Annotated in this window: 32 protein-coding genes; 18 read left to right on the plus strand and 14 right to left on the minus strand. The window is 62.2% G+C overall.

The window, feature by feature from the left end; translation table 11 throughout:
- Positions 1 to 34: 34 nt before the first annotated feature.
- The 9 genes from B7D75_RS05670 to B7D75_RS05715 all read left to right on the plus strand — a co-directional run bounded on the left by B7D75_RS05670 (position 35) and on the right by B7D75_RS05715 (position 7,559).
- A complete protein-coding gene (locus tag B7D75_RS05670; RefSeq protein WP_012074549.1) occupies positions 35 to 1,600 on the plus strand; it encodes an EAL domain-containing protein in 1,566 nt (521 codons plus the stop codon).
- Between the two features lie 202 nt (positions 1,601 to 1,802).
- Entirely contained in the window at positions 1,803 to 2,126 is a 324-nt protein-coding gene (locus B7D75_RS05675) for a hypothetical protein (RefSeq protein WP_034081197.1), read from the plus strand.
- 519 nt (positions 2,127 to 2,645) lie between these two features.
- Positions 2,646 to 3,602, plus strand: a complete 957-nt coding sequence (locus tag B7D75_RS05680; RefSeq protein WP_223716503.1) for a tyrosine-type recombinase/integrase — start codon at positions 2,646 to 2,648, stop codon at positions 3,600 to 3,602.
- Between the two features lie 68 nt (positions 3,603 to 3,670).
- Entirely contained in the window at positions 3,671 to 3,982 is a 312-nt protein-coding gene (locus B7D75_RS05685) for an outer membrane protein assembly factor BamE (RefSeq protein ID WP_031631670.1), read from the plus strand.
- A 131-nt stretch (positions 3,983 to 4,113) separates the two neighbouring features.
- A complete protein-coding gene (locus B7D75_RS05690; protein WP_058172679.1) occupies positions 4,114 to 4,764 on the plus strand; it encodes a BRCT domain-containing protein in 651 nt (216 codons plus the stop codon).
- A gap of 97 nt (positions 4,765 to 4,861) precedes the next feature.
- Positions 4,862 to 5,335 (plus strand): hypothetical protein, encoded by a 474-nt coding sequence (locus B7D75_RS05695; protein ID WP_124103543.1) that lies wholly within the window; start codon positions 4,862 to 4,864, stop codon positions 5,333 to 5,335.
- Positions 5,336 to 5,622: 287 nt separating this feature from the next.
- The gene (locus B7D75_RS05700; protein ID WP_058172667.1) at positions 5,623 to 6,366 is read left to right on the plus strand and encodes a DUF3800 domain-containing protein; all 744 of its coding nucleotides are present in this window, start codon (positions 5,623 to 5,625) and stop codon (positions 6,364 to 6,366) included.
- A 570-nt stretch (positions 6,367 to 6,936) separates the two neighbouring features.
- Positions 6,937 to 7,251: a type II toxin-antitoxin system RelE/ParE family toxin gene (locus tag B7D75_RS05710; RefSeq protein WP_023910260.1), complete on the plus strand. Its 315-nt coding sequence runs from the start codon at positions 6,937 to 6,939 to the stop codon at positions 7,249 to 7,251.
- Between the two features lie 2 nt (positions 7,252 to 7,253).
- The gene (locus B7D75_RS05715) at positions 7,254 to 7,559 is read left to right on the plus strand and encodes a helix-turn-helix domain-containing protein (RefSeq protein ID WP_023910258.1); all 306 of its coding nucleotides are present in this window, start codon (positions 7,254 to 7,256) and stop codon (positions 7,557 to 7,559) included.
- Between the two features lie 60 nt (positions 7,560 to 7,619).
- Here B7D75_RS05715 and B7D75_RS05720 read toward each other — a convergent pair whose 3' ends face one another.
- From B7D75_RS05720 to B7D75_RS05785, 13 genes are all read right to left on the minus strand, one after another.
- Positions 7,620 to 7,919, minus strand: coding sequence for a hypothetical protein (locus tag B7D75_RS05720; RefSeq protein ID WP_058172668.1), 300 nt, complete (start codon positions 7,917 to 7,919; stop codon positions 7,620 to 7,622).
- A 100-nt stretch (positions 7,920 to 8,019) separates the two neighbouring features.
- Positions 8,020 to 8,232 (minus strand): hypothetical protein, encoded by a 213-nt coding sequence (locus B7D75_RS05725; RefSeq protein WP_033967225.1) that lies wholly within the window; start codon positions 8,230 to 8,232, stop codon positions 8,020 to 8,022.
- Positions 8,229 to 10,109, minus strand: coding sequence for a DNA cytosine methyltransferase (locus B7D75_RS05730; RefSeq protein ID WP_107113824.1), 1,881 nt, complete (start codon positions 10,107 to 10,109; stop codon positions 8,229 to 8,231). The genes B7D75_RS05725 and B7D75_RS05730 overlap by 4 nt, the downstream gene beginning before the upstream one ends.
- Complete coding sequence (locus B7D75_RS29520) at positions 10,106 to 10,258, minus strand: hypothetical protein (RefSeq protein WP_169433150.1); 153 nt, start codon at positions 10,256 to 10,258, stop codon at positions 10,106 to 10,108. The genes B7D75_RS05730 and B7D75_RS29520 overlap by 4 nt, the downstream gene beginning before the upstream one ends.
- 8 nt (positions 10,259 to 10,266) lie before the next feature.
- On the minus strand, positions 10,267 to 11,001 hold the full coding sequence (locus tag B7D75_RS05740; RefSeq protein ID WP_033971084.1) for a hypothetical protein: 735 nt from the start codon (positions 10,999 to 11,001) through the stop codon (positions 10,267 to 10,269).
- Positions 11,002 to 11,067: 66 nt separating this feature from the next.
- The gene (locus B7D75_RS05745; RefSeq protein ID WP_028680747.1) at positions 11,068 to 11,877 is read right to left on the minus strand and encodes a DUF2303 family protein; all 810 of its coding nucleotides are present in this window, start codon (positions 11,875 to 11,877) and stop codon (positions 11,068 to 11,070) included.
- A gap of 45 nt (positions 11,878 to 11,922) precedes the next feature.
- The gene (locus B7D75_RS05750) at positions 11,923 to 12,270 is read right to left on the minus strand and encodes a hypothetical protein (RefSeq protein ID WP_031632202.1); all 348 of its coding nucleotides are present in this window, start codon (positions 12,268 to 12,270) and stop codon (positions 11,923 to 11,925) included.
- A gap of 217 nt (positions 12,271 to 12,487) precedes the next feature.
- The gene (locus tag B7D75_RS05755) at positions 12,488 to 12,724 is read right to left on the minus strand and encodes a pyocin activator PrtN family protein (RefSeq protein ID WP_019726652.1); all 237 of its coding nucleotides are present in this window, start codon (positions 12,722 to 12,724) and stop codon (positions 12,488 to 12,490) included.
- A complete protein-coding gene (locus tag B7D75_RS05760; RefSeq protein WP_028680745.1) occupies positions 12,721 to 13,089 on the minus strand; it encodes a hypothetical protein in 369 nt (122 codons plus the stop codon). The genes B7D75_RS05755 and B7D75_RS05760 overlap by 4 nt, the downstream gene beginning before the upstream one ends.
- Positions 13,086 to 13,370 carry a phage antirepressor KilAC domain-containing protein gene (locus B7D75_RS05765; protein ID WP_028680744.1) on the minus strand — a complete coding sequence of 95 codons (285 nt, stop codon included), beginning with the start codon at positions 13,368 to 13,370 and terminating at the stop codon, positions 13,086 to 13,088. The genes B7D75_RS05760 and B7D75_RS05765 overlap by 4 nt, the downstream gene beginning before the upstream one ends.
- A gap of 11 nt (positions 13,371 to 13,381) precedes the next feature.
- Positions 13,382 to 13,951, minus strand: a complete 570-nt coding sequence (locus tag B7D75_RS05770) for a deoxynucleotide monophosphate kinase family protein (RefSeq protein ID WP_028680743.1) — start codon at positions 13,949 to 13,951, stop codon at positions 13,382 to 13,384.
- Positions 13,948 to 14,256, minus strand: coding sequence for a hypothetical protein (locus tag B7D75_RS05775; protein WP_028680742.1), 309 nt, complete (start codon positions 14,254 to 14,256; stop codon positions 13,948 to 13,950). The genes B7D75_RS05770 and B7D75_RS05775 overlap by 4 nt, the downstream gene beginning before the upstream one ends.
- A 293-nt stretch (positions 14,257 to 14,549) precedes the next feature.
- Complete coding sequence (locus B7D75_RS05785) at positions 14,550 to 15,236, minus strand: S24 family peptidase (protein ID WP_049950057.1); 687 nt, start codon at positions 15,234 to 15,236, stop codon at positions 14,550 to 14,552.
- Between the two features lie 102 nt (positions 15,237 to 15,338).
- Here B7D75_RS05785 and B7D75_RS05790 point away from each other — a divergent pair, with 102 nt between their 5' ends.
- The gene (locus tag B7D75_RS05790) at positions 15,339 to 15,569 is read left to right on the plus strand and encodes a transcriptional regulator (RefSeq protein WP_028680740.1); all 231 of its coding nucleotides are present in this window, start codon (positions 15,339 to 15,341) and stop codon (positions 15,567 to 15,569) included.
- Between the two features lie 189 nt (positions 15,570 to 15,758).
- Here B7D75_RS05790 and B7D75_RS05795 read toward each other — a convergent pair whose 3' ends face one another.
- Complete coding sequence (locus tag B7D75_RS05795; protein WP_019726644.1) at positions 15,759 to 15,962, minus strand: hypothetical protein; 204 nt, start codon at positions 15,960 to 15,962, stop codon at positions 15,759 to 15,761.
- A 206-nt stretch (positions 15,963 to 16,168) separates the two neighbouring features.
- Here B7D75_RS05795 and B7D75_RS05800 point away from each other — a divergent pair, with 206 nt between their 5' ends.
- The 8 genes from B7D75_RS05800 (at position 16,169) to B7D75_RS05835 (ending at position 24,986) form a co-directional block, all read left to right on the plus strand.
- Positions 16,169 to 16,669 (plus strand): phage regulatory CII family protein, encoded by a 501-nt coding sequence (locus B7D75_RS05800; RefSeq protein WP_033980361.1) that lies wholly within the window; start codon positions 16,169 to 16,171, stop codon positions 16,667 to 16,669.
- A 230-nt stretch (positions 16,670 to 16,899) separates the two neighbouring features.
- Positions 16,900 to 19,638, plus strand: a complete 2,739-nt coding sequence (locus tag B7D75_RS05810; RefSeq protein ID WP_033980362.1) for a bifunctional DNA primase/polymerase — start codon at positions 16,900 to 16,902, stop codon at positions 19,636 to 19,638.
- A 339-nt stretch (positions 19,639 to 19,977) separates the two neighbouring features.
- Positions 19,978 to 20,535: a hypothetical protein gene (locus B7D75_RS29315; protein WP_124182786.1), complete on the plus strand. Its 558-nt coding sequence runs from the start codon at positions 19,978 to 19,980 to the stop codon at positions 20,533 to 20,535.
- A gap of 198 nt (positions 20,536 to 20,733) precedes the next feature.
- Positions 20,734 to 21,099, plus strand: a complete 366-nt coding sequence (locus B7D75_RS05815) for a putative holin (RefSeq protein ID WP_004353017.1) — start codon at positions 20,734 to 20,736, stop codon at positions 21,097 to 21,099.
- Complete coding sequence (locus B7D75_RS05820; RefSeq protein ID WP_019726640.1) at positions 21,092 to 21,382, plus strand: phage holin family protein; 291 nt, start codon at positions 21,092 to 21,094, stop codon at positions 21,380 to 21,382. Before B7D75_RS05815 ends, B7D75_RS05820 begins: the two co-directional genes overlap by 8 nt.
- 2 nt (positions 21,383 to 21,384) lie before the next feature.
- Positions 21,385 to 22,122: a hypothetical protein gene (locus B7D75_RS05825; RefSeq protein ID WP_033867811.1), complete on the plus strand. Its 738-nt coding sequence runs from the start codon at positions 21,385 to 21,387 to the stop codon at positions 22,120 to 22,122.
- Between the two features lie 254 nt (positions 22,123 to 22,376).
- Positions 22,377 to 22,967, plus strand: coding sequence for a terminase small subunit (locus B7D75_RS05830; protein ID WP_107113825.1), 591 nt, complete (start codon positions 22,377 to 22,379; stop codon positions 22,965 to 22,967).
- 3 nt (positions 22,968 to 22,970) lie between these two features.
- Positions 22,971 to 24,986 carry a phage terminase large subunit family protein gene (locus B7D75_RS05835; protein WP_107113826.1) on the plus strand — a complete coding sequence of 672 codons (2,016 nt, stop codon included), beginning with the start codon at positions 22,971 to 22,973 and terminating at the stop codon, positions 24,984 to 24,986.
- Positions 24,987 to 24,993: the final 7 nt, after the last annotated feature.

A 24,993-nucleotide genomic window follows, 5' to 3' on the forward strand; every position in this document is an offset into this window, starting at 1 on the left:
TTCTGGCAGTTCCCAATCATTTCGAGTCTTTTCCATGCCGATTCCGGTGAGGCGAGCGCGGCGCAAGGCGCTGCGGCTGTTGTTGTCCGTCCTGGTCGGGATGCTGCCGATCCTTCTCGGCCTGCTGATCCTCTATTGGCAGGCCGGGCGCAGCCTCCAGCTGACCTCCGAGCAGGCTGCCGGGAACGCGGTGCGGCAATTCGAGCGGATGCTCGACAACGCCGCGCTGGCCGCGCGCAACGTCATGCCGGTGGCGGGGCGCCCGTGCCCCGAGGCCGAGCTGGCGTTGCGCGAGCAGGTGGCGACCATGCCGTTCGTTCGCTCGGTAAACCTGACGCGCGACCGCACCATCTATTGCACCTCGCTGTTCGGTGGCTTCGACGAGCCGGTACGGATCGACAGCTACGTCGACGGACGCCTTCGGCTGATGCCCGGCAACCAGGTGACGCCGGACTCGGCGCTGCTGGTGCTGCGCGATTCGGACGGCCGCCGCGGCGTGCTGTCGGCCATCGACGGGCGTTATCTGAGCTACGTGCTTGACCTGGTCGACCGGCGCAGTCGCCAGGTCCTGGTGGTCGGGCCCCACTGGCTGGACGCCGAGGGCCGCACGCACCGCGATGCGCCGCCGCTCTATGCGGTGGCCGCCCAGGATCTCGCCTCGCAGCGCTACCCGTTCCGGGTCCTGTCGGGCTTTCCGGAGGGCGAGCAGTGGCGCTCGATCCGCTCGCAGAACCCGGCGATGTTCGGCCTGCTGCTGTTCTTCGGCGCCCTGGCCGGTACCCTCTGCTACTGGCTGTCGCGGCGCGTCGCCTCGCCCAGCGGCGAGTTGCGCCGGGCTCTCGACGCCAACGAGTTCATTCCCTACTACCAGCCGTTGAGTCCCGGCCAGGGCGGCGCCTGGATCGGTGTCGAGGTCCTGATGCGCTGGCGCCATCCGCGCGAGGGCCTGATCCGGCCGGACCTGTTCATCCCCTTCGCCGAGCGCTCGGGGCTGATCGTACCGATGACGCGCGCGCTGATGCGCCAGGTCGCGGAAGACCTGGGCGGGCATGCCGGGAAGCTGGAGCCGGGCTTCCACATCGGTTTCAACATCAGCGCCACCCATTGCCACGAACTGGCGTTGGTGGACGACTGTCGCGAGCTGTTGGCGGCGTTTCCGCCCGGGCACATCACCCTGGTCCTGGAGCTGACCGAGCGCGAGCTGATCGAGTCGAGCGCGGTTACCGATCGGCTGTTCGCCGAACTGCACGAGCTGGGGGTGAAGATCGCCATCGACGACTTCGGCACCGGCCATTCCAGCCTGGCCTACCTGCGCAAGTTCCAGGTGGACTGCCTGAAGATCGACCAGAGCTTCGTCGCCCGCATCGGCATCGATACCCTCTCCGGACACATCCTCGACAGCATCGTCGAACTCTCCGCCAAGCTCGACCTGGACATCGTCGCCGAAGGCGTGGAAACCCCCGAGCAGCGCGACTACCTGGCCGCCCGCGGGGTGGATTACCTGCAAGGCTACCTGATCGGCCGGCCGATGCCGCTGGAGAGTTTTCTTGCCAGCCTGAGTGCACAGGCTGACCAGCCAGCGTTCGTGGCCGGACACTAACTGTTCCTGCGGCGCTGGAGCGCGCACGGCGGAGCGGGGGAGCAGCAGCGATGCGGGATTCCCGGCTGGCAGGGTATCGATGTGAGTGAATATCGAAAGTCGTTCGGCTCGGTTGGCGGTGGTGAAACTCTCCCTTAAGAAGAATTTAAGCGGCGGTGCCTTAGAACCATGAGCGCCATAGAACCCAAGAGAGAGACATTCGATGAAATCGAAGAGGAGCATCATTGCTGGCGCCGTGTTCACCATCGTCCTTCAGGGGTGCGCGGTAAAGAACGACAGGACCGAACTGGGCTTCATCGGACTGAGCTACCACGCGGACATAAAGGAAGTCGCGGACGGTCTCTATCGGGCCGAGGTCGAAGCCTCTCCCGGGCGTGGACGTATACGGGGCGCCAAAGCTGCTGCCTACGAGGATGCGGTGAAGTACTGCGAAGCGCAGAGCAAGGCCGCGCGGGTGGTCAAGGAACGGACGGACTCGCATGTGTTGATCAATGGCGTTGCGCGGCTGGACTTTTCCTGCGCGTGAGATGGCTTCGAAAGCGCTTGCAATATCCGCTGCGCTACGACGGCATATGCCTTCTCCCCGTATGCTCCGCCGAGGCCGCTCCTGCCGGGCTTGCGGAGCTGCGGCGCTGCACGTTTCCGGGACGATGGTGGCTCGGCCGGTGTTCCAGCCGGACCGCTGCGCAAGCTCGTGATGGCGTTCAGGCTGTCGCGCAGTTATGAGGTTGCCTGGATTGGATGAGGAAATGCAGGCAACAAAAAACCGGCGCTAAGGCCGGTTTCTCTGCTGTCCTGGGTCCCCTCGGGAAGGCATGGGAATCCAGGATGGTGCCTCGGGAGGGCACCTAGGCCGGCTCGGTAGGATCCCGAAACTTCCATCGTCTTCCTGTAATGGCCTGATTTACCGGGGTTTTCCTTCGGCGCGGCCCTGCGACTTCCCGCAGCTTGGCGTAATTTCCTGATACCCTTTACGCCAAATTTACGCCAAGCGGGGCATGTGGTGGCATCGTACAGAAAGCGAAGCGGTGGATGGCGCGCCGAGGTGGCAAAGAAGGGCGTTCGAGACTCCGGCACCTTTTCCACCAAGGCCGAGGCGGTGGCCTGGGCGATTCAGCGGGAGGCCGAGATTCTGGCGAGAGTTGGGAGCCCCAAAGGGGCATCGAACTTCACTCTGAAGGAGGCGCTGGAGAAATACAAGGACGAAGTCTCACCCACCAAGGCCGGCAAACGCTGGGAAGAGATCCGGCTCGACAAGCTGGTCAATGACTTGGAGTTTGTCGGCGAGCGAATCTGTGATATCGGCGCAGACCAGATCGCGGCCTGGCGCGATCACCGCTTGAAGTCGGTGGCCACGTCGTCTGTGCGCCGTGAAATGACGTTGCTGTCGAGCGTGTTCGAGCAGGCACGACGGGAGTGGAGATGGTGCCCGACAAACCCCGTTCGCGAAGTGCGGCGCCCGAAGAGTCGCCCGCCGCGGGACAGGCGCATTTCGGCTGCCGAGGAAGCCCTGATCCTTGAGGGGCTCGGGTATCAGGAGGGCGTGGCGCCGGTCGGCAAGATGCAGGAGCTTGCCTACGCCTTCCTGATCGCCCTGGAGACGGCTATGCGGCAGGGTGAGATCCTCGGCCTCGTTGCTGCCCGGGTCCACTTGAGTGCCCGCTACGTCGAACTGGACAAGACGAAGAACGGAGATGCCCGTAAGGTGCCGCTCAGTTCCCGTGCGGTGACCTTGCTCCAAGTTCTGGTAGATGCTGCCGGGAAGCGCCAGAACCTGTTTACGCTGACGTCCGGCTCGGCCGATACCCTCTTTCGGAAGGTGCGGGACAGACAGAAAATCGACGGGCTGAACTTCCACGACACCCGTCACGAGGCGACCACCAGGCTCGCCAGGAAACTCGATGTGCTCGACCTGGCTAGGATGACGGGACACCGTGACCCGCGCTCGCTCATGGTCTACTACAATGCGACTGCAACAGAGGTGGCGAGCCGCTTGGGCTGAGCCTTCAGTCGGTGCAGGTCAGTTCTTTTCACGGCATTATGATGGCGTTTCAGGGCAAGGAGGTAGGTATGCGTATACTCGTTATTGCAGCGCTGTTGATCACCCTGGCTGGCTGCGCCAGCAACGGAACGCCGATTGAACAGGATGACGTCCGCCAGATCGTTCAAGGTCAAACCACCTACGACCAGATGCTGGAGCGGTTCGGAAACCCGCTTTCCCAGTCTTTTGACTCCGAAGGAAATCTCCAAGCGATTTGGTTCTACGTCTACGTAGGGCCTTTTGGCACTGGCATGGAGCAGCAGAACCTCACTGTCCTTTTCGACAAGGAAAACAGGGTCAAGCGATACGTGATGACCAACGGCCGACCCGGGAAGCGCTGAGGTGCTCGTCTGGCGGGGCGGAGATCGGGCCGATCATGGGCTAGCTGAGAGACCTACATCCAGCCCAGAATACTGCTTGTCTGGAACGCGCAAAGAGTCTGATGGGAACCTGAAGTTCAAGGAGACGAATGATGGTCGATTTGCATGCTGAATTTGGGGGGAGTCGGATTTTCCACGAGAAACGCATAGACCGAAGATCTGTCGATGCGCTCGCAGGACTGGCCGCCGGGATCACTGCTGATGGGCATATCAATCAGCAGGAGGCCGAGTTCCTACAGGATTGGATCGCTACGAACCTGGTCCATCTTGACGATCCAGTGACCAACCTCCTCTACAGGAGGCTCTCAGACATGCTGTCCGATGGCGTGTTAGACGCTGATGAGTCTGCCGAACTGCTCGAGATTCTTAGAGGGTTTGGTGGCCTCTCTGCTTCCAAGCCGAAACCAAGCGACAATGCCTTTACTCCATCGAATGCTCTTCCGCTCAACAATCCAGCTCCCAAGCTTGAGTGGTCGGGCCATCTCTACGTTTTCACTGGCGTCATGGTCTACGGCCCCAGGAAGCATTGCGAAGAGATCGTCGTCAACCGCGGCGGGGGAATAGCTTCAGGCATCAGCAAAAAGGTGCACTACCTGGTCGTCGGCGAGATCGGCAACGAGCAGTGGCTACACAGCACGTATGGAACCAAGATCAAGCGAGCTGTCGAGCTGCGCGAGGAAGGGCATCCCATTGCGATCATCAGCGAGAAGCACTGGCAAGCCTCGATGTTCAATCTGGTCTAGGTGAACCACAGCGTCATCGCATATGGGTCGCAGGCTCACAAGCACCGCATCATAGGCAAGGTCATCTGGAGGGGTGGGGATTTATAGGAGGCCAATGATGGCTTTTTTATCCAGATGGATGCTGGCGTGGTTCGGGAGAATCCAGCGGAAGGAAATGGAGTCATTCGTTGACAGGATTTCCTCTATGGATGGAAGCGAGCTCGGCTATCTCGTTGCCATCGCAACCCATCAGCGGCACCACTGGGAGGATGAAGGGTACAACTTCCTTGATCCCATAGTTTCTTACTCCATGGATCCAACCGTCGTGCTCAAGATAGGGCGGGTTATCAGGGAATACCAAAAGGTCGGCCAACCAAGTGATGCCGCAGCCCTGATGGTATGGCTGCACACGATGCGCGTTGGAGGTCCGCATGAGCTTCGCCATATTGCCAGGCAGATGTGGCGCCAACTCAGCCGCGGATTCCCACACGTTCCGAAGGCATCGGTAGAGATTGCCCGCCTGATCGGAGACATCCCTAGGATCGATGGGTACGACAGTTTCCCTATCGGCTTGACGCCTGATCCGCTCTAGCTGATTGAGCTATAGGCAGATCATGGGGGAGTGAGCCGCCGTGGCGCCGGCGCCCCAGCGGAACGGCGCAATCGATTGCACATGGCGATAGCTGCATACAACAAAAAATGCGATAACGCCAAGCGTTTTTTTGCAGAAAAGCATTGACGTCATCATCACGACGCTTATACTTCGCGGCATGAGTCGGGAGCGCTGACCTTCTTGCAGTGCGTCAGGGTTTCTACCCTGCCCGGCTTACCTAATTCCAAAGGCCGCGCAGTGCGCGGCCTTTTTCTTTGGAGGCATGGATGCATCTACTGTACCTTGACGAATCGGGAAGCGTTGCCGATCCACAGCAACGTTATTTCGTGCTCGGCGGGGTCAGTGTCTTTGAGCGGCAATCTCACTGGATAGAGACTGAGCTCAATAAGATTGCAGAACGCTTCAAGCCTGCTGCGCCTTACGACATCGAACTCCATGGCTCTCCCATGCGGTCAGGCAGGGATGGCTGGAAGCAATTCCCGCTTGCGGACAGGGTTCAGGCAATCAAGGACTCGCTCGCTGTCAGCCTGACCAGCAAGCATGTGCGTCTCTTCGCGGCAGTGATCGATAAGCAAGGATTTGCCGGGGCAGATCCCGTAGAACATGCGTTTGAGAAGCTTTCAATGCGGTTCGATCTTTTCCTTCGCAGGCTCTATGCCAAGCATGGCGACCCACAACGCGGAATTATGCTTTTCGATAAGAGCAGCACTGAGCGCAGAATCCAGACGCTCGCGCGCGAATTCAAGCATACCGGGCATAGCCAAGGCCAAACTAAGAATTATGCTGAAGTCCCCGTATTTCTGGATTCTAAAGCCTCTCGCCTGATCCAACTCGCAGACCTGGTTGCATTCGCGATCTTTAGGAAATTCGAGCATGGAGATGGGCAGTTCTTTGAGGTGATCAAAGACAACTTCGATATCGATAGCGGAATCCAGCACGGCCTCTATACCAAGACTCAAGCGAATCCAGCACCACAGCCGGTAATCCAGGCGCGACCTGCTAAAAATTAGCCCCGCACCCGCGGGGCTTTTCTTCCCCGCCCGCCTTTGACAGATTCCCTCCGCCGGCCAAGAAAGACAGCAGCCCGGCAACAGGTCGCCCCTCGACTCCAGTGCGGTCTTTTCACATCAGCCGCGCATTTGATACATTGAAGCGTCCTTGAAGGCACAACACCGAAAGGACCAGGCCGCGCCGGAACCTTCCCCGGCGCGGCCTTTTCGTTCCTCCCTGCCCCTCTCGCCATGGCCTACTCTGAAGCATCTCGCCCAGGAGTTTCCAATGACCAACTCTCCTCTCCCCGTCCGCTCTATCGCCTCAATCTGAAAATCAACGCCATCGGCTCGGCCGTCGAAGAGTTGGCGATCTGGGGCGAGCAGCGAGATCGACCGAAACCTCCGATGCCGTGAAGCCGCACCTGGATACGCTGATCGAGAATGCGGACTTCATTTCGGAAGCGTTGGAGGAGCTGGCTGTCCAGGAGGTTGGGCCAGAGCCGGGGTCACTGTACAGAAAGCCAGCATTGAATCTAGTGCCACTATTCGCTATAGTTTGCCATACGTCAATGACGCACGAAGAAACGGATGATCTTCATCGAAACGCCAGTCTTCACGAAGCGGATTCTCGCGCTGGTAGACGACGAGACCTATCGCAAGCTTCAAGAAGACCTAACGCTCCACCCGGACGCCGGAGTGGTCATTGAAGGCACGGGTGGCGTGCGCAAGATTCGCATTGCTGCCAATGGCCACGGGAAAAGAGGCGGCGCCCGGGTCATCTACTACCATTTCACATCCGCCTCTCAAATTGCATTCCTGCTGGCCTATGACAAAGCATCGCAGGAAGATCTGACTGCCGATCAGAAAAAGATGCTTCGGCAGATCGTTGAGAACTGGAGATAGCCATGGACAAAGAACTCTTCGCTGAACTGGTCGAAAGCGTGACCCAGATGGACGAGATCGTGCGTGGCGAACGTCAACCTTCCCGCGAGTTCCACGTCGACGCGGTGAAGGTCAAGGAAATCCGCCGCGCTACTGGCCTGTCCCAGGCCAAATTCGCCCGAAAGATCGATGTTGCTGTTGGAACCCTGCGCAATTGGGAGCAAGGGCGCCGCGATCCCGAGGGGCCTGCCCGCGCCCTGCTCCGGGCCATTGACAATGATCCGGTTCATGTTCTGGCTGCCCTGAATGGTGGCCCGCGAGAAAGCTAACTACTCCGCCTTACCAGAGCCCGGCACAGCGCCGGGCTTTTCATTTCTGCCTGCTTAAGCTTAACGCCTTCGTCCTTTCGGCAGCTTGCTGCTGTTCTGCCTCGCCCACTTCTTTACGTCTATCGCAAACCATCGCTTGGACGCCTTGACCGTGCCGCATGGCTGCAGCGGGGCAGGGAAGTCCGGTCGAGTGACCACGCGACCTTCAACCGTGGCTGGCGAGAGCTTGAGGTACTCGCCGATTTCTCTCGTGGTCCAGAGTTCGTCCTCCGGAGCCACTTTCGGGCCGCGCAGGTGTGCCAGCAGGTCGCGGATGGCGCCGGCCAGGTCCTGCTCTGGAGCCTGTTTCTCTTCGATCATCACCGGCATACCTCCCAGATGAACAGCGTTTTAAACGGTTGGAGTGCGGTGCCGGCGGCAACAGTGGCCAGGCCAACCAGTGCGACGAGTGCGATGGCGGTCAGTGCTCTACGCATTGTTGCTCCCCCTCAGTCTTGTTGATGTTGGACAGTGCGTGGGCGCGCTGGTCGAGCCAGACGGCGGACAGTGGGCGGGATACGCCGGCGCACGGTGCGGAACCGGTCAGAAACTCGGTGGAGTGCTCCACGCTGATCTCTGGAAGGTCGACCACCTCGACGATGGGGCGGCTGTCTTGTTGGGTGTTCTGGCTCATGCTGCCTCCCTCATGGTTTCTTCGGGGAATAGGGGGTTGGCTTTGAGGAGGGCGTAATAGGGCTTGGGCGACACCGAGTTGCCGCACATCTTCACCTTGGCCTTGTTGCTGAACCGGCGGCCGTCGTGCCCTACGTCGATCTTGTAGGTCTTGGGGAACCCTTGGATCAGGAACAACTCCAGCGGCGTGAGCATCCGCATGCCGATATCTACGATCACGTAGGGATTTCCCTTGATCGTCACGGTCACCAGCGCGAGGCGGTCGCGGGTTGTGATGGTGGCGGCCGGATCTCGCGGATCGTAGGTGTTGTCGGACCCGTAATACCCCATAAGGAAGGCTGCCACCCGCAGCGCACCGGCTTCGTTCTCCGGTGATAGCGTGCATTCCATGAGCGCCAGGTCGTCGGCGCCGGCGGTTATCGCTGGGGCTCCTTCTCGTAGATCGCGGCCGGTGCAGCCGTTGCGCAGCGTTACTAAGCTGGCGGTAACAACGTTCTGTTGGCTCCCGCTGGTAGTCAGGGCAGTGGCTGGCTCCGCAGGGTGACGGCCGAGTGTCGCGTTGTACCCGCCATTGTGTTGCGCCAGGTAGGCCACGCTCACGGCACGGTGGTTTTCAGTGAGGACCGTGCCGGCTGGTTGTCCGCAACTGGTCGGTTTACCGCCGTAGGAAGGGCCGCCGGCGCTCACAAGTACGGGGGCGACAACGGCGAAATGCCCCCCTTTCACCTCGCTACAGATAGTTCGCCCGGGCTCGCTGGCTGGCATGTTGCGTTGGTTGCTTGCGTTGGCATGCTCAGTGATGAATGGGGCAAACGTGGGTTGAGCTACAGCGAATCCGTGGCCTCCGGTGATGGTGGCTGCGGGCTCGCGCACGGACTGACCCCGGAACTCGGCGCCACCGTGATTCACGCTGACGATGAATGGATCGGCGTGATCGGTGACGTATTTCTTTACGCCCTTGCGGAGCCGATCGAGCGTCTTCTTGACGAGGGGGCGGCGTACCTTGAATTTCTTGCCTTCAGTCGCGTCGAGGAAGATCGACGGGCACGGAATGCTCCAGTCGATGTGCGTGGCCACGGGAACCCATGGAAGCTGGTCAGGGCCTGGGGTCCTGGCGTGGGTTGGCTCTGGCCAGTTCAATGGGATGCCATCGCGGCGTGCGATGAAGAACAGGCGTTCCCTGGTGGTGGCGGCGCCGAAGTCCGCGGCAACGAGCTTGTCGTAGTGGTACTGATAGCCCATGTCTCGGAGCAGACGAAGGAAGCGCGCCCAGGTGCGTCCTTTGCGCTTGGGGTCCGGTATCAGGTACTGGCGATGGACGGGTACGCGCTCGCCTGGTTCGGCAACGCGGTGCATGGGCTTGCCGGTGGTTGGGTGCGGCACCATGTCGAGAGTGACCACCCGCTTGGTCTGCGGGCAGCGTTTGGCGATCAGCGGACCCCACTGGAGGATCTGCATCACGTTCTCCATGGTGAGCATTAGGGGACGTGTTTGGCCTGCCCACTTGATCATCATCCATGACAGCGACCGACTTTCCTTGCTGCGGGGCTGTCCACCTCTGGCTTGGCTATGGTGGGTGCATTCGGGGCTGGCGTGCAGTCTGCCTACAGGCCGCCCGCGAGTTGCCACCAGAGGCTCCACCAGCCGGATATCTTCCCGGTAGTGCGTGGTCTGCGGATGGTTGACGATGTGCATGCTCACTGCATCGTCGTCATGGTTCACGGCGATATCGACGAACTCGCCAGTGGCTTCCTCCATGGCTTCAGACGCTCCGCCGCCGCCGGCGAAGAGATCGATGTTCAGATATTCGCGAAGATCGAGAGGGAGCTGGGCCTGGTAGATGGCCTGGGCGAGATCGTGGCGACGGAAAGCGGTCATGCCCGTCCCCCTTCGGCTTTCTCCAGGCGCTGGAGGAGGTCGGTGTTCGCGATGCGCAGCGCGGCAATTTCGAGTTGGCCGTTTGCGTCGATCAGCGCTACCCGCTCTGTGATGAAGCGGGGAATCAGAATGTCGAGTATCCGGTTCATGGTCGGCCTCACATGCACATCGGCGCGGTGTCGCCGGAGTAGTCGAGGTCCACCGCCTCCCAGGCGGAGAGTCCGTCTGTCGACTTGGCGTGCGGCAGGTTGGCCGCAGGTGCCTCGGACTCCTCGGCCTTGACCAAGGCGTAGGTGACGGCCTCGCGGATCGTCCTGGTGCCCCGGAAGGTATCGCCGACCTCGAAGCTCAAGGTGAAGGTGCCGAAGTCTGCGGAGCCGGTTGCATGCTGCTCGAGGAAGTCAAACAGCTTCGTATCAAGCGGCGGGGGAACTTCAGCGGCGAGTGCGGCCGGGATGCGCTGGAGCAACGCGCGGATTGCGTCCTGCGCGGCGTGGGCCTCTTCAGCCTTGTCGTTAGCGTGCAGGCGCGCGAACACGTCTCCGGCGAGGCGGAGCAGCTTCGCGGAGCTGGTGAGGGTGTCTACGTCGCCTGGCTGAAACTGAGCGTACTGGTTACGGGCGTTGTTCCTGTCCAGGACCTGGTCGGCCTGCAGAAGCAGTGCTGCACGATCGTTGATGTGTTTCGCCTGCATCGCGCCCACGTCGGCCTGGAGCGCTCGAATGTGGACCTGCTGGTCTTCGATGCGGAGTTCGCAGGCTCTGGATGCATCGTCGTGGCCGGAGTTGTAGCCATTGGCATAGGCGGCGCGAGAGGCGCGGAGTGCGAAGAACAGAACCGCGGCGCAGGCGAGAGCCAGTCCGCCGATGATGAACTGATAGGTGATAGGCATGTGCTGTGTCCTCGTATAGCCCGCCGCCGGTGTAGAGGCCGGCGACGGGGTGCTGCGTGGTAGGAGTTATTCGCCGACCTTGAAGGTGCCGATGGTCAGATCGGTGGAGGTGATGTCGGTAGCGAGCATGTCCTTGAACTCTTGCGCGATTTCCTCTCGCACCTGCTGTTCAGCTACCCAGCGAGGCTTGATTACCGGTTTGGCTTCGCCAGTCAGCACTGACAGGCGCAGGACGAAACTGCGCAGCGGCAGGCCGTCGTAGGGCAGGCAGGTGAAGATCAGCGAGGCCGGCAGCGTGTCCTGGCTGGCAGCCTCGATCTGGTCCATGGCGCTGCGCGACGCATTGAAGTTGCCCTCAACGCTGGTGCGCTCGCTGGAAGCCTTGATGGTGATGTTGCGTACTGCCGCGATGGCCTGGACCAGGGGCATTTCCTGATCATCCGGGGAGATCGCCTTCAGGAAGTCGCGCCAGTCTTCCATCCACTCAGCCAGGTCCTTCTGCGACAGACGCTGGCCAGCGATGTCTTGCAGAGCGGCATAAGCGGCCGTGGGCTGCAGCGCCAAGGTGGCGATATCGTCGGCGTGCCCGGCCAGTTCGGTATCACCCAGGTTGAAGATCACCCGGCAGGACATGCTGTCCTTGTCGACGAAGCCGCGAGCCTCTTCTCCGGCGCGCTCGTTCACGTAGGTTACGAAATCTGCGAGCGAGGAGGTGGTCAGGGCACCACGGAAACGGTTGCGGTGCGCTTCCAGCCGTTCCAGGCTTTGGAGCTTGAAGCCCTCCGGGACAACCGCCATGGCGCCGGCCGAGCCGGTGATACGGGTGCCTGCGGCAGCGATGGCGTTGGCGAGGACCAGTTGCAGTGCTTCTTTCATGTGCTGTGTTCCTTGATGTAGTAGAGGTTGTGGGGTGTGGACGGGTTAAGCGTCCTGGGGGACGACCGGTGCCTGCTGGCGGTTGAACAACTGGTCGGTCGGGTTGGTCTGGAATAGCTCCAGGCCGTTAGGGGTGACGTACATCGGGGTGTCCAGCGCGGTGTCTTCGCTGCGACTGCCGCGCTTGGTGGGCACCTTGTAGTCGAGTTTGTGGTTGATCTTTACCTGGTTGGATTCGCCGATCTGACTGAGCTCCAAGGTGATGACGACTTTGCCTTTCTTGCCGAACTCGACCACGCCGGAGCCGACGTCGGAGAGGGCCGTGCCGATCTGGTTGGCGAAGACGCCCGCATTCAGCGAGCTGAAGAAGTCGTTCACGTCGGTCTTTTTCATGTGCTGTGTCTCGTTGGTGGTGGTTGGTATTCCCCAGGACGCTCTCGTCGAAAGCGCCCTGGGGAAGGCCCGTCTCCAGGCCTTCCGGTTTCACATACGCCGCCATATGTGACTGCTGGTCGAGCTCGGCCAGTTGGGCTGACCTGCCCCGGTTGGGATGTCTACATGGCTGCCACTCCTCCCTGTCGTTTCACCCGGTTGCGCCGGGGCGCGTCGATCAGGCTGCCTTGACGCCCTTAGCGTCGAGGAACTCGGCCAGGTCCGTCAGGTACACCAGCGGCTCCTCCAGCCGGGACGTCGTGAGCTTGCGGGTGACCAGTGCCACCTCTCCGCTCTTGATCAGAGCCCGCAGGCGCTTATCGGTCTTCAGGTGCGGGAAGTACGCTGCCCGGACCTGGGCGAGGGTGAGCGTCGCTGTACCCCACTGCTGGTAGAGCTGCTCGAGTGTCGTCATAGAGCCTCCTCGCACCCCGCCGGTAGGCGGGCCGACACCAAGGCCACGAGGCCGTTGACTGTCTTGCCGAGGCCGCTGGCGGCGACGTTGCCCGCTGCGTCGGTGACTATGGCGCCGTAGGGACGCGCCTCGTCGTTGGTGAGCGTGACGTGGGGCAGCCAGCCGCGCGGGGTGATGGCTACCAAGGCGGCATAGAGCAGTGCCAGTTGAGCTACTTCCTGGGGCTGGCCGGCTAGGCGGTTGATGCAATCTGCCGCGGCGGCCTGCAGAGCGTCGGCCGGGTAGGCGGTCGGTGCCGCGAAGTGCATGCCGATCAGCTTGAGCGTGCCGACGGCGTCGGCGATGGGGTTCGGTGTTGTAGTCATGCCACGTCGTCCTTGTGCTGGGTGACGGTGATGGACACGCCGAGGCGCTTGGCCAGGTAGGCGATTCCAGCCTCGGTGACCATCACCACGCTGTAGTGGGTGTACTGGCCCAGTCGCGGGTTCCAGCGCGAGCGCGGATCCATGAACAGGTGGCCCTGGCCTATGTGCTTGGCCGCCAGGGTGCCGTCCTGATTCAGATCCTTGTGCTGCCGCAGGTGGTTGCGCAGGTCCCGTTCGCTGATGCCGAGTGCGGCAGCTGCATGGCGGATATCCCGGTTCATGGCTGGCCCTCTCAGGCTGCGTTCTTTGCTCGGAGTTGGAGCAGTGCCATCACTTCGTCCAGCGTCTGGTAGAGGTCGTTCAGACTGCCGTCATTGGTGATGAACAGGTCGCGTGCCCCCGGTGTGATGCCCAACTCGCTACTGTGCGCGGTGACGTCAGCGGCACCCTGGCGGTGCAGGTGGACGACTACGCCGCCCTTGGCGCGGATCCAGTCCGCCTCGTTGTCGAAACGCACGTCGCTGATGACGAACCCCTGGGCCTGGGGCATCGCCTCCAGGTGGTTGGATAGGTTCATGTCGGCCAGCATCAGCCAGAGCTGCGGATGCACTAAGTTGCGGCCCCACTCTGTGCCCAGCAGTTGCATCAGTTCGCGAGGCGACTTGCCCAGCCACGGCAGCGGCTGTTCCTTGGCCGGGCCCTCCAGGGCGGACCCGGGCAAGTTCAGCATGTCGAGCAGGGCCAGCTTCAGCGGCGAGGCTAGGGCGTAGACCAGCAGGCCGAACTGGGCGGCGAGGTAGTTCGCCGCAGTGTCTTTGCCGGAGCGAGCGCGGCCAGTGAGGCCGATCAGGAAGGGCTTCATGCCGCGGCCTCCATGCTGAGGTAGCGCTGGGTGAAGGTCAGGAGCATCGACAGGTTCTGCCGGGATTCGTCCTCCGTGAGGTTCCTGCGACGGCCACGGGTGTCGGCGCCGATGAAGGCGTACTCGTAGGCATGGGCAACGCGGTCTCCTAACGGCGTGGTGTCGTCGGCCCGGTGGATTGAAACGGAGACGTCCGCGTCGATGCAGGACAGATAGAAGGTGGCCTTCCACTTGCCCTGGCTGTCGATCAGCAGGCAGGTGGAGAGGATCTGCAGCAGTAGTTCCTCGATGGTGGGCTTGTTCATGCAGCACCTCCCCACGGGCCGCTGTCGGCATCCGTGCTGGGGGCGACAGGGCGCGGCTGGTAGAGGCAGGCGCGCTGGGAGGTGCTGATGATCACCAGCAGCCCGGTGCGGGCCTGGATGGCCTCAACAGTGGCGGGGCTGGTGGCCGCTGCCGGGTGTAGGTACACCGGGCAGCGGGCTTTGGGCGTGTGCTGTGCCGATTGCATGTCTCGTACTCCAAGGTAGAGGGTGGGTACGAAACGCAGATTAGCTACAGCTAATTATATTAGCAATACAGAATGCTAAATTTTTTGTCAGGCGGAGGGAATAAAGCGTGAGGACTTGACTATCGCTCCAACGAAATGGACATAGACGATCTCGTCGTCTTCCAGGAAGACGGGAGATTCGTTGGGGTTCACGCTGTCGAAGCGCCAAGTGCCCTCTCGGCGGTAGCTGTATTCCTTGATCATTGCGCGGCCATCAACTGTCTTAACCAGCACTTCGTCGCCTGGCGCAAAGGAGCGGTTTGGCTCGATCATCACATACTCTTTGTGCTTGATTCTCGGGTGCATGCTATGCCCGACAACCTGCAGCGCATAGGCATTGGGATCGGTGCTGCTGATTAAGACGCTGCCGTCGCCATGGCCCACTGGATAGTCTAGGGCCTCGAAGTATCCATCTACACCCAACTTAGCTTTCCCTACTACTGGGACGCTTCCTTTCAGCACCGGTAGGGCTTCCTCTTCCAGGTTGCTCACCGGTAGGTCTTTCCCTTGAGCCCGATGCACGTCCGGGAATTGGGTTGGCATCACAAGAGAGTTCGGTGCTAGGCCAATCTTTGCCTCTAGGTTTCGTGCGGCTTTCTCGCCCATCGGGCGATGGCCATTCAGCAGTTGCGAGATGTAGGAAGCGTCAAGGTTGTGCTTCTCAGCAAAATCCTTGGTCTTCTGATCGCCGATGAGGGCGCCAAGGGCGCGGATTCTGAGCTTGTTGATGTCCATGGGCCAAGGTTCGCCAAGTGTTAGCGTTTTGTAAATTGATGGCTGCTAATCCCTTGTTGCTATATTCGTTAGCGGACGCTAATCTTCGCAGCAGGAGGGACCATGAAACTACTCGACTACCTCAAGCCCCTGAGTAAAGACGCAAAGGCAGCGCTTGCGGCCCGTTGTGGGACGACTGTGGGGCAACTGACCCAGGTGGCTTACGGGCATCGTCGGGCGAATGCCGCCCTGGCAATTGATCTCGATAGGGAGACTGGCGGTGTTGTGGCATGCGAAGAGACCAGGCCTGACATCGACTGGGCCTATCTCCGCGGGAAGCAGCGAGCGGCATGAAATATTCATCGGATGCAGGGGAGCGTATGGACATATTCGCGGATAACTTCGGTGTGGCCCCCGGCCTGGAGGTGGTGATGCGCCACCTCGATGACGGCCTGGTCATGGTCATGGCACGGCACAAAGGGGAGGCCTTCGAAAGCTATCGCGCCGTCCCGGTGGAGAAGGCCTTGGAAGTAGCTGGCTACCTCATTCGAGGCTCTCAACCACCACGCGCCCTGTTTTGTCCCTGTACACCTGCTCGCTGAATTCGACCTGGACCAGTTCGGGGCCGCGCTGTTTTAGGCGGTAGAACTCTAGGCCGCTGAAGTCGACTTCGTAGTGATCGGGGTAGACGGCGAGATGCTCCCGGAGCATTCCGACGGTGATTGTCTGAGGCTTCTTGGAGGGCATACGCAGTTCCTTGCGAAAAGAAGAGGGAGGCGAATAGAGAAAAGGTTGGCCGGCGCGGGCCTCTACACCCGCGCCGGCCGGGTGCCGGACAGGGCCTCTACACCCTGGGCCCGGCGTACGACGACACAGCACATTGCATCGGTCGTGGTCATAGAGTAGGGCGAGCCCCGCTCGATGGCTACACCGTAAAAGGAGTATTTACGGTTATGAGCCGGAAAGACCTGCTGCCGGACGCCGGTCCGGTATTCGATCTCCGCCAGGCGCTATACCGCGCAGGGCGCGACTACAAGGGAGGCTTGACCTCCCTGGCCCACGACATGGTCCTTCCCTATGAGGACCTGCAGAAGAAACTGAAGCTTGACGAGGAACGCCGGTGGCCCACCCCCGACGAACTCGAAGACATCATCCGCCTGACCAAGGATCCACGTCTGCTGGACGCGCTGATGCGCCCGGCCGGTGCTGTCTGGTATCGGCCTGAGGCGGTCAATGCCACGGCTTCCGCCCTGAAGGCGGTCGGGGATTTGCTGCAGCGCGAAGGCGAGTTTGTTGCCAGTCTGCATAAAGGTGCGGATGACAACCGCTGGGAGCCCGTCGAGGTCGCCGATCTGGAGTACCACGGTGCGAATGTGATTCGGGCTGTCCTGGGCATCATGGCCGGCGCCCGCCAGGCAATGGTGCAGGATCTGGAGGATAGAGCCAATGGGTGACATCCTCGATCGCGCCTCCGAACTGGAGGAGTTCCATTTGCAGGCGGCGCTCGCTTCTCGACCCCGTCCGGCGCCGGCGTACAGTATCAGCGCGACGATCTGCGATGACTGCGGCAGCGAGATCCCCCAGCGCGCCGCCTGGCGGTGCCTGGGTGTGATTGCTGCGTTGAGTGCCAGCAGCGCAGGGAGGTGCGTCGTGGATACCGCTTGCAGACTAAGTCGGGGGCGGTATGAGGCCTGGCGAAGATAGTCTACGTAGCGAGTGGGCTCGCTGGTATGTCGAACAAGGCATCGCGCTGGTAGTCATCGAACCGGGGAACAAGATCCCCAAGGGCAAGGCCTGGCAGAGGCCAGGTGGTTACTACACCGATGCTGCCCAGGCTGAGGCTTTCTGGTCCAAGCATCCGAAGCACAACATGGGGGCCGTACTCGGCCCCAGTCGTGTTTGCTCGCTGGACGTCGACGACGTCCCATCCACTCGCCAGGTGCTGTGGGACTGCCTCGGGTTGGATCTGGATGCGTTGCCGGTAGCCTACCCCACCGTGGTAGGGAATCCGGAGCGCTTCCGAATTCTGTTCCAGGTGCCGGATGGGGTTGAGCTGAGTCGGCACTCACTGAGCTGGCCCAACGAGAAGGACCCGGACGGCTCCAAGTTCAAGCTCGCGCAGGCGGCGATCCTCGCAGCGAAAGAGAAGGGGGATGCCGAGCAGCAGACAAAGATGCAGGTGCTGGCCGACAGCCTGAAGCGCTTCACCGTGTTCGAGCTGCGCGCAGGCCTAGTGCAGGACGTCCTGCCACCCTCCATCCATCCTGGCACCGGGCGACCGTACACCTGGCGCAACCCGCCAAAGGGTGAGGGGCTACCGGTATTGCCGGACAACCTGCTGAACATCTGGAAGAACTGGGACATCTTCAAGCGTGACGCCGAGGCGGCATGCCCTTGGGCGCCGGTGCAGAAACCGAAGAAGGTTACCAAACCGAAGCGGCTGGCTCCGGCTGGTAGCGCTGGGTCGGTTATCGATGCCTTCAACCGGGCACACGATGTCGAGGCATTGCTCGAGGCGCATGGCTACCTCAAGCGTGGGAAGAAGTGGCTGTGTCCGCAGAGCAGCACCGGCTTGCCGGGCGTCACGGTCAGCGAGGGGCGGGTGTATTCACACCATAGCTCAGACCCTCTCGCCAACGGCCACCAGAACGACGCGTTCGACGTGTTCTGCATCCTTGACCACAACGGCAACCAGGGCGAGGCGGTCAAGGCCGCGGCGCGCCTACTGGGCATCGAGCGCGAGTCCAGGGCCCCCAGTGTTCGCGAGGCGCTGGAGCAGTTCGACCAGATGCTTAGCGGCGATGAGCCGCCCCCCAGCCCGGCCAAGCAGCTTCCCCGCTCCCCATCGGTCGAAGACGTGGATGCCGACGGCGACGCCGAAGGTGACAGGGGGGCGGGGGAGGGCCTGACTCTGGCCAAGGCGCTGCGGCGCTATGCCCTGGTCGAGGGGACAACCCACGTGTGGGACATCGACAAGGCGATGAAGATGAAGAAGACCGCCTTCGTCGCCCTGGTGGGCCAGAAGGTTTTCAAGGAGTGGTCGGAGGTTACCGACGAGAAGAAGAAAAAGCGCATCAGCGAAGAGCAGGTCAAGGAGATCGAGCGTGCCCGGTCCATGGCTGGAAAGGCCGTCGGGCCGATGAGCATGCCTCCAGCGGTGCGCTACGTCTACATCGATGGCACCAAGGACGTGTGGGACCTGGCGAAGAAACGGCGTGTGCCCGAGGGCGCAGTGAAGATGGCCCTGGGCGATGCCTACTCGCTCTGGCTCAACAGCCCGGAGCGCCGGGTGGTAGACGTTGCCGACATTGTCTTTGACCCGACGATGACGTGCGACACCAAGACATGCATCAACACGTTCGAGGGCCTGCCGCTGGAGCCCAAGCGCGATGATGCGGCGTGCGAGAACCTCCGCTGGCTGATCGCCTTTCTGTGCAACCACGCTGAGGACTCGATGCAGTGGCTGGTGCGCTGGCTTGCGTATCCGCTGCAGCACACTGGCGCGAAGATGGACACGGCGGTGCTGATGCACTCGACGATGGAGGGTTCAGGCAAGAGCCTCTTGTTCTCCGTCGTGATGGGACGCCTGTATGGTCAGTATTCCGCCACGGTTGGGCAGACCCAGCTTGAGGGGAACTTCAATGCCTGGCAGAGCGGCAAGTTGTGGGCGGTGTTCGAGGAAGTGGTCAGCCGGGACCAGCGCTACAACCAGGTCGGCAAGATCAAGCAGTTGATCACCGGTCAGACCGTGCGCATCGAGAGCAAGTTCGTGAACGGCTGGGAAGAAGCCAGCCACATGAACGCTGTGTTCCTTTCCAACGAAATCATGCCCTGGCCAATCAGCGAGGGTGATCGGCGGTTCTTGGTCATGTGGCCCGAGGAAAAGCTGCCGGAGGCCAGGCAGAAGGCGATCAAGCACGAGTTGGCCAATGGCGGCGTCGAAGCGCTATATGCCTGGCTGCTGGCCCAGGACTTAGGCGACTTCGACCCACAGACCAAGCCACCGAGCACGCCGGCGCGCGAACGCCTGGTGGCCTTGAGTAGGTCCACCTGGCAGACGTTCGTACACCTCTGGCGCATCGGTGAACTTGGGCACGGGCTGTGGGGGGCATGCATGAGCAAGGATCTCTACGCGCTGTTTCTGGAGTGGTGCCAGCAGAACAAAGAGCATTCGATAAGCCACACGAAGTTCAGTCTGTTCATCAGCACGGCAAGTATCGAGAAGACCAGGCCAATTCCCTGGACGGACGGGAGCAACCGTCGGTTCGCGGCGTTCTTCTTCCCTGAGGACCCGGAGTCGTTCCTGCCCCCATCCCCTTCCTCGGCCGCGCTGGGTGCGCACGTGGTCGAGTGGCGGGCGCGAGCCAAGCTCGCGGGCTGGAACGTGGACAGTTGGGACCATGTGAAGGGGCACACGACGTGAATCTGCCCGGAAGTGTGTTGGGTGTGTTGGGTATGTGTTGGGTTGTTTTGCGAACCCAACACAGCGTGAGGCCGCGAAACTCGGGGCCTCTGGGTGTGTGTGTTGGGTGTGTTGGGTTTACGCGCGCGGGCGCGTGCGTGCGAATAAAAAAATGCACCAAGATCATGGTGCTGCGCGCTGCTTTTTTTCCTACGCGAGGGCTGGAAAAACCCAACACACCCAACACACCCGACACACGTTTATCTAGCTCATTGATTTTATTGAGTTTTAAGTGTGTTGGGTGTGTGTTGGGTATGGCGTTTTTGTGTTGGGTTGAGGTTTCGGGCGGGGAGAGGGGCGATGATTGAAGAGATCGAAGTGTTGATGCGGCATTGGAGTGCGCAGATCGGCCGTAATGGGGTGGGATGCAGTTCCATATCCAGCAGCCTGGCGGGTTTGATTGAGTGGCAGGGCGCGCCGCCGCGCGGCGAGCCTGGTTCGCGTGTGTTGCTCGGTGGAACCTCCGTCGATCATCGTGCGCGCGAGGTTCAGGCATGCATAGATGCGATCGAACGGCGAGGGGAGGAAGGTGCATGTCTCGCACGCTTGGCGCGCTTGCGCTATCTGAGTTGTCCTCCGCGCACCGTCAAACAGCAGATCGCGGCACTTGAGGTCGGGGAAATCACCGACCGTACCTATCGCAACTGGGTGCAGCGCCTGCATGAACTGGTGTTGTGCGAACTGGTCCGCCGGCATGCCGGCACGCTGGAGGCGATCAAGGCGCTCCGGAAGGTCGAGCGGCGGCGCACTGCTGCACGGCGTGGCAAAGCCGTACGCGGGGTAAATGGTGAATACCGTTCGTCGGCAATTGCTCCCCCGTCAGCCCCCGCGAGCCCCCGTCAGCCCGTGTCGGGATAACCGATAATTCCCCCCTTTCGGTTTTTCCGTTCGGGGGGTACAAAGCCGCCATGGTGTTCGAGATCCGCCAAGGCGGGCCGGCATCGAGTGATGCACGTGCTGTGCAAACCGCCCCGGAGCCTCCCCGCCCGGGTCACCCTGAAAGCCCCTCGCTCGAGGGGCTTTCTCTTTTCTGCCGCCGGCTGAGGAGTTCTAGCGATGGGAGAACCAGCGAGCACGACTGCTTCCGCTGTTGTGGCCGGTGCCGCTGGTATCGGTCTGGCCGGGTATCTGGCCGGCATCGATGGGGCCGCTGCTGTGGGCGCGCTGTTCGGCGCTCTGCTGTATTCGACGACGAACAAGGAATATCCGACCTGGCAGCGGGTGCTGTTTCTGCTGATCTCGTTCGTCATGGGCTATATGACCGCGCCGGCAATCAAGGACGTTGATGTATACGGATACCGGCCGTTCCACTATTCGGGTCTGGCTGCCTTTGTCGCGGCGCTGCTGGTGGTGACTGTTTCTCTGTGGTTGCTCCGGCGAGGTAAGGCAGGACCTGGCGCAATAGGAGGCCAAGATGGGTAACCATCTGGTGCAATTGCTGCTGACGCAAGCGACGTTCTGGCTGTGCGTCGGTATGTTCCTCCGGCTCTTCACCTACCAGCGGGGGGAAGCACGCTATCGGTTCGGTATCTCGTGCCTCGCCTGGCTGGTTATGGGGAGCGCTGGTTCTGCAGCGCTCTACATCCTGAAAGGCTGGCTGGTTGTACCGCCGCATGCCTGGCCTCTGGTCGTCTTGCTCGGCGTGTTCGCGTGGGCGTTGTTTCGGACTCGGGGCAACCTTGCCCGGGTCTGGCGGATTCAGTAGCGATGCGCGGCAGTATCTCGGCCAGGGACTTGGACGACGCCGTTCGGTCCTTGCAGCAGCTCGGTGGCGACTTGCCTGCTGCTGTGTTGGCCGACGCCTTGAACCACACGGCGAACCAGGCGAATCAGGCGCTGGTCGGGGAGATCGACCAGGTCTTCGACCGGCCGACACCGTTCACCCGCAACGCCGTCCGCATCCTGCATGCCACTTCGCGCCGCCTTGAGGCGGCCTTGTGGGTGAAGGACGAAAAGGACCATGCCTCGAAGGGGCAGGCGCCGGAGGACTGGGTGGCTCCCCAAGTCTTCGGGGGGCCGAGGGTGGACAAGGCGTCGGAGCGGAATCTCCGAGCCCGAGGCATCCTGCCGGCGGGCATGTTCGTCGTTCCAGCGGAGGGCGCCCGGCTGGACCAGTACGGCAACATGAGCCGCGGCCAGATGATCCAGATCCTCTCCGGCCTGGGCGCCCTGGAATACCGAGCGGGGTTTAAAGGAAACGCCACTCAGTCGGCGCGCTCCCTGGCGAAGGGACACCAACTGGCGTACTTCGTGATGCGCCGTGGCCGCCGACCCATTGGCATCGCCGAGCGCCGTGGACGGACGTTGACCATGGTCCTCGCCTTCGTCCGCCAGCCTCAGTACCGCGTGCGCTTCCAGTTTCACGAAGTCGTTCGGCGTGTTGCCGAGGACGACGCGCGCATCGAGGCGAACATCGAGCGGGCCCTGGCGAAAGCGTTGCGCTGAACCGTTGGCGGGTGGCCTTGCCGGGTGGAGCGGGGTTAGTTCAACCCGAGCCGGCAGTGGCCACCCGCGGGCGGGGTGTCGCGAAAAGCGGGGCAGTGACGTGCTACTCAAAAAGCACCGGGGGCCCCTGAAGCGCCGCCCCCGACAAGGGTGATTCGAACCCCGTTCTCGCGCTAGTGGCTGGGCCGGGAAGTTAGTTAACAGGGTTAACCGGGTTAACCCCCTCGGTTCATCGTGGTTAACAGGTACCGCACATGGAGTTCATGACCAAGGCAGCGTTCGCGGACCGCCAAGGCTGGTCGCGCGCCTACGTGTCGAAGCTGGTCCGGCAAGGGCGCCTCGTCCTCACCGCCGACGGAAAGGTCGACGTCCAGGCGAGCGACGAACTGCTGGCCGCCAGCGCAGACCCGAGCAAGGCTGCCGTGGCCGAGCGGCATCGGCAGGAGCGGGTGGAGAAGGGCGTGTACGCCCACATAGGCGCAGGTGCAGCCCCGAGCCCGGCCTTACTGGCACCAGGGCAGACCGCACCGCTGCCCGACTACCAGAAGGCCCGCGCGCGGCGGGAGTACGCCCTGGCTCTGCTGGCAGAAGACGAACACCGCAAGAGCCGTGGCGAGACGGTCGAGCGTGCGCGTGTCGACTCCGCGGCCTTCACCGCTGCGCGCGCTCTGCGCGATCTGCTGATGGGCGTGCCGCCGAAGATCGCCGGCGACCTGGTGACGCTGACCGACCCCTGGGAAATCGAACGCCGCCTGACCCAGGCGCTGCGCCGTGCCTTGGAAGATGCCGACCGCCTCCTGCAGCTCGATGCCGAGATCGAACAAGGGGGCAAGGAGCCGAACTGAACCATGGAACAACCGTATGCCGACGGTGCCGCCGTGTACCTGGCGGCATACCGTCGAGGACTGAAGCCCGACCCCGAACTATGGGTCGATGAGTGGGCGGACGAGTTCCAGATGATCCCGGCAGATACGGGGGCGGCCGAGCCGGGCAAGTACCACACCGACCGGACCCCCTATGCGCGCGAGCCGATGCGTTGCCTGTCGCCGCTGTTCCCAGCCAAGCGCGTGGTGACCATGATCGCCTCGCAGCTGATGAAGACCCAGGTCGCCTTGAACTGGATCGGCGGCTGTATCCACATGGCACCGGCCAACATCCTGGTGCTGCTGCCCACCGAGAAGCTGAGCAAGCGGGTATCAGGACGGATCGACAAGACGATCAAGGCCGTGCCGGTGCTGACCGCGCGCGTTGCCAAGGCCCGCTCGCGCGACTCGCGAAACACGCTCGACACCAAGGAGTTCGAGGGTGGCGCGCTGTACTGCGCGTCAGCCGGCTCGGCCTCCAACCTGGCCGAGTTGTCCGCTCGGTACGTGTACGGCGACGAAATCGATCGCTGGGAAATGGACGTCGACGACGACGGCGACCCGGTCAAGCAGGCCGAGGCGCGCGGTTCGACGTTCGGCCGCCGCGCGAAGTTCTACTACTCCAGCTCGCCCACGCTGAAAGGCGTTTCGCGGATCGCCGACCTCTTCACCCAGGGTGACCAGCGGCACTACTACGTCCCGTGTCCGCATTGCGGAACGATGCAGGTGTTGGAATGGGAGGGCCTGAAGTACGACCCCGAGTACCGCCTTGTGCAGTACATGTGCTGCAACGAGGAGTGCGGGGCCCTGATCGAGGAGCACCACAAGGCGTCCATGCTCTCCGCTGGCGAGTGGCGAGCCCATGCCGTCGGTGACGGCGAGACCGTCAGTTTCACGCTGAGCGCGCTGTATGCGCCTCCCGGCTGGTTGACCTGGACGGACCTGGCGAAGGAGTACGACGAGGCCAAGCGTCTGCAGGAGAAGGGCGATCCCGGGTCCATGCAGGTGTTCTACAACACCCGCTTGGCCCGGCTATGGGACAGCGCCGAGGAAATGACCAAGGCGGACGAGCTGCGCAAGCGAGCCGAGGCCGAGGGGCATCGGCTGGGTCTGGTACCCGCCGGAGCGCTGCTGCTGACCGCGGCGGTCGATACACAGCACAACCGCTTGGAAATGCTGGTGATGGGCTGGGGCGAGGGCCTGGAGCGCTGGACGGTCGATTTCCAGGTGATCCCCGGCGACCCGACCGACGAGCGTACCTGGGCGCTGCTCGACGAGCGCCTGAAGGCTCGATATCGGCACGTCAGCGGTGTGGACCTGGCCATCTGCGCGGTCTGCATCGACTCAGGCGGTCACCATACCCATGAGGTCTACCAGTTCACCCGCCTGCGCCGCTGGCGAAACGTGCTAGCGGTGAAGGGGGCGAGCAAGCGCGGCCGCCCAGTGCTGGCCCAGCGGCCGTCCAAGGTCGACGTCACCTGGCAGGGCAACACCGAGAAGAGTGGAGCTGAACTATGGATGGTCGGCACCGACACGGCGAAGGACTGGGTCTACAACCGCTACCACCTCAAGGATGGCCCCGGGGCGTTGCACTTCTCCGCAGACCTGCCGCCTGACTTCTTCGACCAGTGCGTGGCCGAGCGCAAGGTGGTCCGCTACGTGAAGGGGTTCAAGCGCACCGACTGGGTCAAGGCCAAGTCGGAGCGAAACGAGGCCCTCGACCTCATCGTGTACAACCTGGCCGCGGCCCACTTCCTCGGCCTGCATCGCTATCACGCTCCACAGTGGAGCAGCCTGCGCGCAGCGGTAGGTCAAGGCAGCCTGTTCGCCGACCCAGTCTCCACGGTGCCCAGCGCGGCCGACGAAGCGGACGAGCATGAGCCGCAGGGCGAGGCGCCAAGCGCCCCAGTGCGGCCGGCACCTCCCGCGCGGAGCGCGAACCCACCATCCCAACCAACTGGCCGGCGTACCTCGCGCAGCGGGTATCTGAGCCGCCGATAGACGAGGT

It is taken from the genome of Pseudomonas paraeruginosa, assembly GCF_003025345.2.
GTDB classification, from domain to species: domain Bacteria; phylum Pseudomonadota; class Gammaproteobacteria; order Pseudomonadales; family Pseudomonadaceae; genus Pseudomonas; species Pseudomonas paraeruginosa.